5 protein-coding genes are annotated in these 13364 nt (G+C 70.6%); all 5 read right to left on the bottom strand.

The window, feature by feature from the left end:
• Positions 1-39 precede the first annotated feature (39 nt).
• Positions 40-3072 (bottom strand): hypothetical protein, encoded by a 3033-nt coding sequence (locus tag ACWIGM_RS28510; protein ID WP_454029339.1) that lies wholly within the window; start codon positions 3070-3072, stop codon positions 40-42.
• Positions 3069-5726 (bottom strand): penicillin-binding transpeptidase domain-containing protein, encoded by a 2658-nt coding sequence (locus tag ACWIGM_RS28515; protein WP_454029340.1) that lies wholly within the window; start codon positions 5724-5726, stop codon positions 3069-3071. The genes ACWIGM_RS28510 and ACWIGM_RS28515 overlap by 4 nt, the downstream gene beginning before the upstream one ends.
• Positions 5723-7210 carry a hypothetical protein gene (locus ACWIGM_RS28520; RefSeq protein WP_454029341.1) on the bottom strand — a complete coding sequence of 496 codons (1488 nt, stop codon included), beginning with the start codon at positions 7208-7210 and terminating at the stop codon, positions 5723-5725. Before ACWIGM_RS28520 ends, ACWIGM_RS28515 begins: the two co-directional genes overlap by 4 nt.
• A 124-nt stretch (positions 7211-7334) precedes the next feature.
• Positions 7335-10874 carry a hypothetical protein gene (locus ACWIGM_RS28525; protein ID WP_454029342.1) on the bottom strand — a complete coding sequence of 1180 codons (3540 nt, stop codon included), beginning with the start codon at positions 10872-10874 and terminating at the stop codon, positions 7335-7337.
• Positions 10871-13237, bottom strand: coding sequence for a hypothetical protein (locus ACWIGM_RS28530; protein ID WP_454029343.1), 2367 nt, complete (start codon positions 13235-13237; stop codon positions 10871-10873). Before ACWIGM_RS28530 ends, ACWIGM_RS28525 begins: the two co-directional genes overlap by 4 nt.
• Positions 13238-13364 lie beyond the last annotated feature (127 nt).

The following is a 13364-nucleotide window of genomic DNA, read 5'->3' on the forward strand; positions in this document are numbered from 1 at the left end:
CCTTTCTTTCGGCCGAGAACGACGGCGCGCAGCCCTGCTTCACAGTCCCCCGCGCGTCAGCCCGCGCCACAGGCCCCAGGGCGGCGGGTCGCTTGTCGGCGAGAGCTGGCGGATTGCCGCGAGGCGGCCGGCGATCAGCGCGATCGCGATGGAGGGCAGCGCCATCAGCATGTGATGGGAGGTCGCCGCGGCGATGAAGGTCATCGGCTGGCCCATCACTGGCAAGAGGCCGAGCGCGTTGCCCCAGGAAATGCTCCAGTGCAGCGCGAAGATCGTGGCGATGCCGACGAGGATGATCGCCATGCCCTTGTTGGCGCCTTCCTGGGCCGAGCCCATGGCGCGCTCACGCATCAGGCTGACCGCCAGTGAGAGCAGGCCGAAGACGGTGATCACTTGCGCTGCCAGCAGCGCGAGTCCTGCCGGCAGGCCGAAGCGCACCATCAGGAAGGTGGCGATGAAGTCGTTCTGCACCACCGGCAGCCGGACGAGATCGCTGACGGTGAAGCGGCTGACGGTCTCGTCCTGCTCCTCGCCCTTGCGTTCGGCGATCGGCGTGACGCGCGCGCCCGGCAGCATGGCGCAGAGCGAGACCGGCGAGGGTGGCAATTCGTCGAGGGCCCGGCGGACCTCGACCGGTGTCTTGTCGAGGCCGAGATCGAGCCTGGCCAGCGTGCAGGGCATCTCTGCGAGCGCGACCTTGGACTGCAGCAGCTGGAAGCCGAGATCGCGGTGGATCACGTCCGGGCTGCGATCCTGTGCGGCCGTCTGCGTGCGCTTGGTGGCGTGGTCGAGGTCGTACCAGGTCAGTAGCCGCTCGGCCGGGACGCGGAACAGGCCACCGCGCGCCTTCTCGAGCGTGTCGATGGCGGCAAGCCGTTCCTTCGGCAGGCTCCACTGGCCCGAGATCGCATAGGTGACGAGGCCGGGGAAGACGTAGATCAGCGCCGCGTTGATGCCGAGCAGGATCACGAGGACGAGTGCCAGCACGCCGCCGCGCGGCCAGCCGAGCCGGCGGACTTTGCGCTGCGGTGCGTCGGCGCGGCGCAGGAAGACGCGCATGATCTCGAACAGGCGCTTCAGCGTGCTGGGCAGCAGGAAGGCGAAGGCGAGCACGACGGTGGTGATGATGATGATCAGCGCCGGCGAATAGTCGCTCTTCAGGAACGGCACCGCGGTCAGGAACAGGATGAAGACCAGCACGGTCGCGAGGCTGACCGTGAGCCAGGAGATGTAGTGGCGCTGGTTGTAGAAATAGTCGATCCGCGAGAAGCCGAGGAAGATGTGCGCCAGCACCAGGACGAGCGCGATCTTGCCGAGCTCGACCGGCTGGAAGCCGGCGACGCCGGTCTCGGTGCCGAGCACGCCCCAGGCGACGAAGGCGGCGAGGATCAGGATCGCCGGCACCGCGCGCAGCAATTGGTCCTTGAAGCCGACGCCCATGAAGAAGGAGCGCGGCAGCGCCGCGATCGAGCGCTGCGGCTGGAAGACGATCACCACCGCGACGACCGGGATCAGGTCGAAGAACAGGAGCTTGTTCTTCTCGGCATGGATGGTGAAGTCGGTCTTCTCGGCGTCGAGGCCGAGTGCGAGCAGGGTCAGGCTGCCCAGGCAGCAGAGCATGACGAGGCCGAGCCAGGTCAACCTGAGCGGCGTGGTGAAGCGCGGCCCGACCATGATCGCGATGCAGGCGATCGCATAGGCGAGGATGGTGGCGTGCAGCGCCCCCTCATAGGAAATCGAGGCGCCGCCGAGTCGTGACAGCTCCGGCGCCAGCACCAGCATGGTGGTCGCGCCGATGAAGGCGGTGGAGCCGAGCGCGCCAACGAGCCGGACCAGAATGGCGCTGCGCCGGAACAGGGTGGCGTGGTGCATGGCTGCAAGCACGCCGAACACGGCGACACCGAGGGTCAGCAGCAGGCGCACGATGCGCTCGACGCCGTTGAGCGAGGCGAGCGGGTTCCCGAGCTCGGCGGCCGACATCGGCTGGCGTGGCGGCGTCACTACAGGCCGGACACTGTCGGTGGTCGCGGATGCGCGCAGGGCCTCGGCGTCGTCGGGTGCGAAGCGGTGGGTCTTGCTCAGCGGCGTCAGGCGCAGTGGCAGGCGCCCGTTCGATTCCTGGCCGATGTCGACCGCATAGCGGGTGCGGCCGATGATCATGTGGCTGAGCCGCGCCGGCCCTTCGGGATCGAGTTCCCAGGCGATGTCGGTGAAATCGGTGATGCGCTGATTGCCGCGCGCAAACAGCACCGGCGGGCGCGGCGCATCGACGGCATCGCCCGGCGCCAGGAAATAGCTGCCGCCGCGCGCGACGACGGTCAGCGCCTTGAAAGGCAGGGCGCTGGCGCCGACATGCGCCTCCTCGCGCACCGAGCAGGTCAGGCGGCCGCCAAGCGAGACGATGCGGTCCTCGCCGCGCTCGTCGGTGGCGATCAGGCCGGTGACGATCTCGCGGATGCGGTCGGCGCCGCTGCGCGGCTGGCAGACGGAGAGCGCGTTGCCGTCGAGCCGCAGCGTCGAGAGCGGGCCGGTCGAGTCGATGGTGATTTTGCGGGCCGGCTTGCCGGCTTCCGTCAGGGTCAGTGCCAGGCGCCCGGGCCGGGCCTCGTCGACCGCGATCGCGAGCGCTCCTGCGGCGATGCGGTCGCCTGGCAGGAAGCGCCAGCGCGCCGAGAAGCTGCCGGCGCCGTTGAGATAGTCGAGCCAGAGCCGGCGCGTATTGGCGACATTGCGGATGGTGACGCGCCCGTCCGGCTGGCGGGTGAGGGCGACATGGCGCGCCTCGGCCGCGTCGAAGCGCTGCGGCTGCAGCAATTCGCGCCGGCCGATCGTCACGGTCTCGCCGCGGGCGAGGGCAAGATCGAGCCGCTCCAGGCTGACCACCGGGCGCGCGCTCGCGATCAGATGGGTGGTATTGTGCCACCAGAAGCCGAGCACGGCGAGGCACAGCGCCAGCAGGACGAGGCCGGTCACGACCCCGCCGGCGCCGCCGATGCGGATGCGCGGCAGGCGGAAGGGGCGCAAGGTCAGCCAGCGGCCCATCAGCTGGCGCAGCGCGGTGGTCTCGCTCACTTCTTGTCTCCGAGCGCGGCGACCTTGCCGAGCAGGCCGGCCATCAGCCGTCCGCAGGCGCGCCCACCGGTTTCCCGCGTATGCGAAACCAAGCAGGTGAAGGCGACGCGCTTCCTGCCCGCGACATTGTCCATCCAGCCGGCGAACCAGGCCGAGTTCATGCCGTCGGTGGTGTCGGCGGTGCCGGTCTTGCCGAAGATGCGCCGGCGAATATCCGGCGGCAGGGAGGCCATCACGCCGGCGGCGGTGCCACCCGGCGAGTTGACCACACCATAGAGGCCGCGCTGGGCATCGTCGAGGAAGGGTTCGGCCTGGCGCGGGTCCATGCCGGGGATGATCGGCTTGCCTTCGTTCGGCTGCGGCGTCTCGGCGACGTCCGACACCGGTTTCAGCACGCGCGGGCGGATCACCTTGCGGGCGCCGAGCGAGCCGTAGATTGAGGCCATCGCGATCGGTGTCGCGCGCACGCCCTGGCCATAGGAGTTGGTGGCGAGGTCGATGCGGCGGGCGTTGCGCTTGTCCTCGACGGCGAGGTCGAGCGCCTCGCCGGTCAGCCGCTGTGCGCCCGGCACGATGCCGCGCGTCAGGTCGACGCCGGGCTGGGCGAGGCTGCCCGGCTGGGTGATCGGGTAGAGATGCTCGGTCATCTCGGCCAGGATCGTCCCGGTACGGCCCGGCACCGTCGTCGGCCGGCCACCGACCTTGCGGCCGTCCATGGTCAGCGCCATGCCGGCGAACCACAGGTTCGACGACTTGATCAGCGCCTCGCAGAAGCCGATCTGCCCGCCGCGGCCGGCATCGGGGCAGCCGCTCTGTGCCGGCGCCAGGATGCCATAGTTGAAGCCGGCGCCGCCGTAGTTGGCGATGCCGACGCCGTCGACATTGAGGCCGCCGCCGCCGGCTATGCCGAAGATCTGCGCCTGCTGCGCCGGTGGCGTGCGGCCCATGATCATGTCGGCGAAGCGAGGCTGCTCGCGGATCCCCAGGATGCTGGCGAGGCCGGTGACCAGCTTGAAGGTCGAACCCGGCATGGTGTGGACGTCGCCGGCGCGCCAGCCATGGCCGGCGAGCGGTGAATCGCTGTCGCGCCCGGTCGAGAGTGCCTGGATGTCCCAGCTGTGCATGCCGGGCACGAAATCGGGCCAGCTCGCCAGGCCGAGCAGCGCGCCGGGCTCATCGCCGGCGTCCATCAGCAGCACGACGGCGCGGCCGTCGCCCTGGTCCGGTGGCTCCTGCTCGGGAGCGAGGTTGACCGGCAGCGGGCCGGGCTTGCGCGGGCGCTTCCCGCGGCCGAGCCGCTCGCCCATATGCTCGTAGACCGCCTCCTGCACCAGCTTCTGCAGGCGCGGCTCGATCGTCAGCGTCAGGTTCTCGCGGGTGCGGGCCCGGCCGAGCGCGGCCGAAAGCGAGCCGACATCGCCGGCGCCATAGCCGATCACCGCGGTCAGGCCGAGCTCGTCGACGATCGGCAGCGGCACGCCGTTATTGTCGAGCACCGGCGTGCCGTCGGCGAAGTAGAGCGCGCGGGCCGCGCCGCTGCGCCGCTGCGTGACCGCGCCGCGCCAGCCGAGCTCGCAGACCAGCTTGGTCTTGGCGCGTTCGCAATCGGCCTCGATATGCGAGGAACGCCAGAGCTTGACCTTGCCGTCCTCGCTCTGGACGCCCGGTCCACCGAGGATCTCGCGGGCGCGCGGCGGCACGGCCCGAACCGGTTGGCCCTCGAAGCCGATCTCGACCTCGCGGCGGCGCGCACCAGTGATGGTGAAGCGCCAACCATGCGGCAGCCCTTGCTGCGCCTCCTCGGAGCAGGTGGCGAATTCGTCGCTGTCGGAGCAGACCCGTTCGGCCGCGATCGAAAGTCCGGCGATGCGCACGGTCTGCTCGTCACGCTTCGGATCGAGGTTGACCCGCTCATTGCCGACCACGACGCGCGCCGGTTCCAGGATCATGTCGACGGTGACGCGGCGATTGCCCGCCGGCAGCCGCGTCGAGAGCACGAGCCGGTCGTCCGGCGCCCGCAACGGCCCGAATAGGGCCCAGTCGGAGAGCTGGTTACCCCGGCGCTTGGCGAAATCGGCGAAGTCGCGCGGTGGCGGCACCGCATTGGGCATCACATTGAGCGGCGCGGCGAGGTCGGTGGTCTGGGCGACGCGAGCGGTCCAGCTCGACGGCCGGCAGCCGGCCGGCACCACCGGCAGCGTCAGCGGCGTGCCGTCGGCGCAGCGTCGGTCCGGCGCGCGGTCGTCGCGGGCGCCGGCGATCAGGAAGGAGTTGTTCCAGGCCAGCATCTCCGAGCGGATCTGCGCGCCGGCCGGCAGGTTGCACAGCCGGTCGAGCAGGGTGCGCGAGAATTCCTTGGTGCCCTGCGGCGTCGGCATGGTCAGCGAGGCGTCATAGAGTGCCTCGCAGGGCTGCGAGCGGATGACCGGGCCGGCGGCATCGAGCCAGATCAGCCCGGTCGCGACGCCTTGCTGGAACAGGTCTTCGTTCGAGCGGCTGGTCTCGGTGAAATCGGGCTGCTTGATCCAGGCGCGGCTGGCGGCGAGCTCGCCGATCAGCCCGCCCGAGAGCCAGAGGAAGCCGACGATGGTGACGGTGCCGACCGCGACGGCCGTGACGCTGCGCTTCAGGCCGCGGAAGAGCGGATGGCTCATGGCGTCGCCTCCCGGAGCTCGACCACCAGCGGCCCGAGCACGAACGGGCCGTTCGGCGGGATGATGCAGGTGCCGGCCGCCTGCGGCTTGCGCCCGCCGAGGAGCCAGATATCGCCGGCCGACTGCACGGCGACGCCGCCCGGTGCCGCTGCGATGAAGCCGACCGGGTTGTGATCATAGAGATCGTCGAGGCGCTCGACCACGCCGGAGCCGAACTGGACGCGCACGGCTTCGCCGAGCCAGTCGAAGGTGCCGTAGCCGCGCGAGGACTGGTCCGGGCCGAAGGCGATCGCGGTCTGCTCGCGCGGCAGGCCGATATAGCCGAACTCGCCATCCTCCAGCGTCAGCAGCGAACGGCGGCGGCCGTCGAAGCTCATGCTCTCGGCGCGGAACTCGCCGCCGACGCGGCTGTAGCGCAATTCGCGTCGGTCGTAGCGGCGGGCATCGCGGCCCTGCACGACGATGCTGTCGCGCTGGGCCAGCATGGCCGACGACATCAATCGTCCGCCATGGCTCCGCTCGACCCAGTAGCGCGCCATGCGCCGTCCGCCGAAATTCTCGGGGATGGCGAGGCCGGTGACGGCAAGATGCGGGCCTTTGGGCGGCTGCGCCTGCAGGCGGGACGGCCGGCGGTCGAGCGTGACGTCGACGAGCCCGAGCGAGACGCGGCCGACCTGCGGGCGCACGCCGAGGATCTCGAAGCGGGCGTCGACATTGCCGCCGGGCAGCGCCAGGGTCTCGACCTGGATCGCCTGGCCCCGCGCTTCGGGCGTCTGCGGCAGGGCGGTGAGTAATGGCAAGCCACCGGCATCGCGGGCGGAGGCATCGACCGGATAGCGGCCGAGGAAGAAGATCGTGCCGCCCGGCACATCGGGATGCACCGCCGGCGTCAGCATCTCGCTGCGCGAGAAGGCAAAGCGTGCCTGGCCGGAATAGAGCCCGCCCGCCGTGTTGACGCCGATGATCGGCTGGCCGATCGCGGTCTGTGCATCCTGCCGGATCACCACCTCGCCATGCGGCAGCCGGTTGTCGGCCGGCGGGGCGTAGACGCCATGGCCGAGATAGACCGCGACCGGCGCGGTTGCGTGCAGGCTCTGCTCGACATGAACGGTGACGCCGATATCGGGGTCGATCACGTCGCGGAAGCGCTGCTCGATCCGGTCGGCGAGAAAGCGGCCGAGCTCCTGGGCGCCCGGCAGGGCCTCGGCAGTCAGCACCACCAGCGAGGTGAAGGGCACGTCGATCGGCTGCGGGCCGCTGCCACCATCGGTGAGCGCGATGCTGCGATGGCGGTCGATCAGATCCTCCAGCGAGGCCTTGCCGTCCTTGGTCGGTTGGCCGCCTGCAGTCAGGCTGAACACCGGCTTGCGCCAGAGGTTCTCGATGCCGGGCATGGCCTCGCCCGGCTCGCCGGCGACGGCTCGCAGCGAGGTCAGCTGCCGCGGGTCGTGCATCACCAGGTCCATGAGATCGGGCAGGGCCATGGCGTCAGCTCACTCGGGCAGGGAAGGCGTGATGGACATGCGGTCGCAACGAAGCGGGCCGAGCCCGCTCTTGTGAACGCCAGAGCCGTTTTCGCGTGCGGGCCATGACGATCCTGCGACCTCTTCAGTAGATGCGCGAGACGCGGTCGTGCTCGATCCGCCAGCAGGCTTCCCAGCCCTCATTGGCGGCGACGACCGTGACCTTGCGGCTCACCGGCGAAAGCACCTCGCTGATGATCTCGCAGACGCCGAAGCCGTCGAGGCCTTCGCGGTGGGCTTCGACGATCGAATCGCCTTCGAGCAGCACCATCGGATCCTGGCCATCGAGCAGCGGGCGCAGGCGTGCCAGCGCCTTGCCCTGCGGATCGAGGCCCGGGATCGTGCGCACGAACTGGAAGCGGCGGCCGAGATTGGCGCGTCCGCCCAGGCTTGGTGCCGCCTCGTCATGCTCGGCATGGACGCGCGCGCCCGAAGCGATGTCGTAGCCGAGATAATGGATGCGCTCGGCCGCGAATTCGGTGCGCAGGCCGGTGGCGCCGAGATCGCGCATCTGCACGGCCATTGCGGCGATGCCGAGCGGGTTCTTGTGCAGCACGGCGCTGCCGGCCATGTCGCCCTCGATGCCGAGGATGGCGGCTCCCGCGATCACCGCCTTCTTCATCGCCGCCGGCGAGAACGGCCGCTCGAACGGGAAGGCGGCGCGGCTGGCTTCCGCTTCGGCCGCGATCGCCTCGAAGATCGGCGGCCAGAGCGCGGCGCGCCCGGTCGGCACCATGATCACGGTCGGCCTTCGCGCCGGGTTCGGGCCGGCGGCGCGGGCCAGGCGCGGCAGCAGGCCGCCGAGCACGGCGCCGATCTCGGCGAGGCGCTGCGAGGTTTCGCCGGTGCCTTTCTCCAGCGCCGCGCGCGAGAGCTTCAGCATGAGGCGGTGCGTGCCGGCCTTGTCGGGCCCGTCGATCGCGAGCTGCAGGCCTGGCCGCTGCGTCGTGTTTGCCAGCTTGGGCTCGTTCTGGGCGACGTAGAGGCCCGCCGGTTCGCCGTCGGACCTCACCTCGGCGAGGACGAGGTCGAAGGTCTCGTCGGGCGCGTCCGCATCCCAGCGATAGCGCGTGCCGGCGCTCTGTGCCTTTTCGCTGAGACGGGTGGCGAGACCAGCCTTGGCCTGCTTCACCGCATTGCGTAGCCAGCTGCGCGCCGCCAGCGCGGCGGCGTCCTCGCGCTGGATGGCGCGGGCGAGCGAGGCCTCGGCGAAAGCCGGCTGCCAATGCGCGTCCTGGCCCTCCATCGCCCGGTCGATCAGCGTTGCGGCGATGCCGGTCAGCGCCTCGTCGATCAGGTCCCCGCCGACGGGCAAGCCGAAGGTGGCGAGCGTCGCATGGTTCAGCCGGTCGCCGTCGCGGCGCAGCGAGGCGAGCGCGACGTCGCTGGTGCCGCCGCCGATGTCGAGCGTGACCAGCAGCGCCTCGCTTTGGTCGGGCACTGCGGCACGCACCTCCGGCAGGCTGGCGACATAGCGCGCCGCCGCGACCGCCTCGGGTACGGTGACGGCGGCATCCGGGAAGCTGGTCGCGCCGGGGAATAGGCGCTCCAGCCGCTGCGCGAAGAGCTCGAGTGCGGCGCGATAGCGCGAGGCGATCTCGTCGCCGATGCCGCTTGGGCAGGAGACCAGGATGCGCGGCACCACCGGTGGCGGCGCCTGGTCCTCGACGCGCAGGCGATCCTCGCCGAGGCGCAGCACATAGAGGTCGACCAGCTCGTCGAGCACGTCGGCGACCAAAGGCGCGATCTCGACTGTGTTGGTGGCGACGACGCGATCGGTGGCGGCATCGTAGCGATGCACCTGCTCGTTCAGCGTCAGCGAGACCGCGCCGGAGGTCAGCGCGTGCTTGAGCGAATCGATCCGCTTGCCGCTCTCGGGCAGCCCGGGTTGCGGCGGCGGGGCCGGCGCAGAAACGTCATAACGTCGTGCGAACGCCTTGAGGCGGCGCGCCACGCTGGCTCGGTCGGAGCCGATCAAAGCGAGGTCCGGCAGGCTGTGCGGCGCGTGGTCGGCGCGCAGATTGTTGCCGGAATCGAGCCCGACATGGCTCGGGATCAGCGGCGCGGCGCCGGCGTCCTGCAGGGCGGCCTCGCCATGGCGCGGATCGACATGGGCGGCGAGCCAGGTGCCGAGCGCCAGCGGTTTGATCTCGGTCGCCCGGCCGGCGGCGCGCGGCGCGCCCGACCAGATCGAGGTGGCGGAGGCCCCGAGGTCTATGCAGATCGGCAGGCGGTGGACGCGGCGGCTATAGCGCAGTGGCAGGCTCGCCTGCGCGAAGGCCTTGCCGCCCTCGTCGCCGGCCTTGATCGCCAGCGAGACCGTGATCTCACCGCGCAGCACATTGGCGCCGCTGGTGCGCACGGCGCGCGACAGTGTCGTCGTCAGGTTCTGCATCGGCACGACGGCGCGGCCGCGCCGGCCGAAATCGCCCTCGCGCACGATCTCGAGCGGGAAGGGCGTCGGCGGCTCGGCGATCTCGCTCTCACCCATGCGGCTGCTGACCTCGACAGTCAGCGGCGCGGTCCGGGTCAGCGGCCAGCGGCGCAGGTCGATAACCAGCCCGTCGCAGCGCACGATCGAGGTCTCGTCGTCCGGGTCGACCTCGGCGTTGAGGCCGCCTGTGATCTCGAATTGCGCGGTGCCACCGAGCGGGCAGGCGAAATGTTGCCCAGCGATCGTCAGCGCGACCTCGCCGCGGTTCTGGCTGAGGATCGGCACCGAGCGGGATTCGAGCGCGCTCGACCAGGGCTTGGCCGGGCCGTCCGGATCATGGCCGGCGCCATCCTGGCCGACCCAGCCGCCGAGCTTGGCGGTGAGCCTGACCTGCAGCGGCGCCTTCGGATTAGCCTGGCTCGTCTCGTCGACGAAATCGAGCACGGCGTCGCGCGTCAGCGTTACGTCGAGGCGCACCTCCTGGCCGGCGAGCGCCGGTGCGTCGGCGAGCCAGATCAGGTGCCGGCTGGTCGAGGTGCCGGAATCCGGGAAACGTCTGAGCGAGACCGAATGATCCATCGGTGCGGCGACGCCGAGTGAGAGATGCTGGGCCTTGATGCCGAAGCAGCTCGCCTCGATGGTCAGGCCGCGCCGGCCTTCGAGCACGATGTCCCTGGGGATGTCGATCGCGACCTGACCGACCGCGAGCAGCTTGCCGGCCTGCAGGGAATCAAGGTCGATCTCGACCGGCTCGATCCGCCATTCCGGCTGCGAGGCGCCGGCGAGCGCCGCGATCTTGATGAGGCGCCGCGGCGAGGCGCGGGTGCCGCTGCCGGTCTCGACGATGGTGGAGAAGGCGATTTCGAGGCTGGCGTCGCTGTCGACATCGGCCTGGGCGCGATGGCTCGCGACCGCGCGCATCACCGCCTCGCGGCGCAAGCCAAGCACCAGCCGTTCGCCGGCCCGGATCGCAGCCTTGTCGAGCAGAGCGTCGCCTTGCAGCCAGCCGATGTCGACGCCGCTGGTCAGGCTCGGCGCATGCGAGACCAGCGAGACCGTCACGGCCTTGACCATGTCCTCCGGCGCTTCGAAGGCGAGGAGGTCGATCAGGTCGCCGCTGCGGTCGAGCGCGATGGTCGCGGCGAAGCTCCCGAGCCGGGTCTCGAGATTGTAGCAGGGCAGAGTGGTCATGCGTCCTGCCTCGAAACGGTGTAGCCGGAGTTGCCGCCGAGCGTGGTCCCCCAATGATGATCGAGCCCGGTCAGTGCGGCGGCGGCAGCGAGATAGCGTGGCAGCATGTCGCCAGAGCCGGCCCTGAGCCGGCGATAGGCGGCGCCGAAGCCGGTATCATGAGGGTCGGCCAGCGCGCGACCGGCGAACGGCACCTCGGCGAAGGCGGCATCGGCCTCGCGCAGCACCATCTGCGCCAGCAGCAGGCGGCTATAGCTTTCGAGCGTGGCGCGCAGCGTCTGGTTCCTGCCCGTTGCTTCGCGGGCCGGGCCGAGCAGTGCGTCGATCTGCGCCGAAAGACCGGCCAGGGCTGGAGCAAGGCTCTCCATCGGCGTCAGCGAGTCGGCGAAATGGCGGCTCGTTGCCGTCAGCCGCTGCGCGCCGCGCACGGGGTCGCCGCCGCGATGCGCCCGCGCGGCGAGGCCCGGATATCCGGCAATCTCCTCCCAGTTGCGGATCAGGTCGGCGGCGGCCGCTGCCCGCTCGACTTCGCGTCGCAGGGCGGCGAAATGGCCATGCAGGAGGATGATCTCGCCGGGGGTCAGTTCGCCGAGCCGCCGCGCCAGTTCATCGGTGATCGCCGCCGGCTGGCTGGCCTGTCGCGCGGCGTCAGCGAGCTCGCTGCGCATGCGGGCGACCACTTCCAAGCCGGGCGCAGGCTGCCGTTGCGGCTGTCGGCGCAATTCGAGCAGCAAGGTATCGAGCGGCGAGAGCCGGCGCTGGCCGCTGCGCGTCGCCGCGTCCGCCATGGCCTGTTCGACTTCGGTCGCGAGGCCGGTATCGAGCCAGCTCTGATGGGCGCTGGCGGCGACGTCGTGCAGCAGGCGCATCGCCCGCCGGTCATGGCCGGCCAGCGCCATCGCCTCGCGGGCGAGGGATTGCGGGAGGGCAGGATCTTCGTACCAGGCGAGCAGTCGCTCCAGCCGGGCCTCGTTCTCGGGCGATCCCGGCAGGGGCAGAGTAAGCCGCACGGCGCAGGCGCGCCTCGCCAGCTGCGGCTGGGCGATGGCGCGCAGCAGCATGGCGATCTGTTCGTCGAGCGCGCGCTCGCTAAGCTCGTCCGTCCGCGCCGGATCGATGCCCGCGCTCGCCGCCAGAGCGTCGAGCAGGCTTGCCGGCGCGGCGTCCTTGGCGCGTGCATCGAGTCGCGAGAGCGGCCCGGTAGCTGTGTCGCTGGCGCGGCTGGCGATCTCGTCGAGTGCGGCACCGAGACGTGCCGGCCGAAGCGCGCTGGTCGTGCGCCAGAGCCTTTCCGCCAGGCGGCCGGCAGCGAGTGCGAGGTCGTCATGGAATGGTACAGTTGCGTCGGCGGCCGCCACGACAAGGGCATTGCCGCCATTGCCGCCCAAGGTCAGCCCGGTTGCCGTCGAGGCGGCATAGCCCTCGCGATGGGTAACGGCAGTGAAGGCGCCATCCCGCCAGCGCAGCGTCATCGGTGCACCTGTGATTGCCTCGCCCTCGCCAGACCAGACGAGCTGGCGGCGCGGTGCGGCGAAGACGATGATCTCGTCGCCCGCGCGCCAATCAGGCAGGGTAAGTCCGGTGCTGCCACCGGGCTCCGCCGCCGGGCGGAGCAGGCGAAAGCCGCGGCGCAATGCGGCAAGGCGGCCGAGACCGGTCGCGTCGATGTCACGCTGGTCGGTCAGCGAAGCGGCGAGCAGGTCGAGCTCGGCTTCGACGGCGAGCCGGAGCTCCTGATCGATCTCGCTCAAGGCTTGCCTGGCCTCGCGCATCGCCGCCGGCAGATGCGCCACCAGAAGCCCTTCGGATGTAGCTACGGCATCGTCGCCGCTGAAGGAGAGCGTCAACCCCTCGGTCGGACCGCTCCGCTGAGCTGCCATCTGCGTCAGCGCGGCCCGTTCATCCTCGGGGTGCAGGAAGGGCCCGACGAGCAGGCGAAAACCATCCGCTTCCGAGCCGCTGCTCTGGTTGAAGCCCGAGGCGAGGGGCGAAGCCATGGCTTGCTCGCCAGCCGGGCCATCCTGCAGCGAGAGCGGGCCGTTCGCATCGCGGCGCACCTGCACCAGCGAAAGCCCGGGGGCGCGCCGGTCGGTCTCGGTGAGCGAGAGCCTTTCGTCGAGCTGGATCGGGATCGTTGTCAGCCTGCCGTCGGCGGCCAGCGTCACGGCATGGAGCGCCCGGCTTCCCGCAGGCAGCTTGCCATGAAGCGCTGCGGTCCCGGCATCGGCGGCGGCGATCAGGCTGACGCGTCCGCCGGCCTCTTCTGCCGCCAGGAAACGGATCGGAGCGCTTTGTCGCCAGATCGCCGCGACATGGCGCGATCCGTCCCAGATGACGGCGACAGGCGCCATGGAAGGAGTCACGAAAGCAGGCTCCGCGAAAGACGAATGAGGCGGGATGACGCGTGCGGACCTTGCGCGATGGTCCGGCGTCTTGCAAGAGATTGTCCAAGCTCGACTTTCGTCGTGCGGACCTGAGCTTGCGCCGGGT

The organism is Allobosea sp. NPDC055332 (genome assembly GCF_053645455.1).

Excerpts from the sequence above, each read along its gene's own strand:
- ACWIGM_RS28515 (WP_454029340.1), bottom strand. The coding sequence starts at position 5,726 with ATGAGCCATCCGCTCTTCCGCGGCCTGAAGCGCAGCGTCACGGCCGTC.
- ACWIGM_RS28520 (WP_454029341.1), bottom strand. The coding sequence starts at position 7,210 with ATGGCCCTGCCCGATCTCATGGACCTGGTGATGCACGACCCGCGGCAG.
- ACWIGM_RS28525 (WP_454029342.1), bottom strand. The coding sequence starts at position 10,874 with ATGACCACTCTGCCCTGCTACAATCTCGAGACCCGGCTCGGGAGCTTC.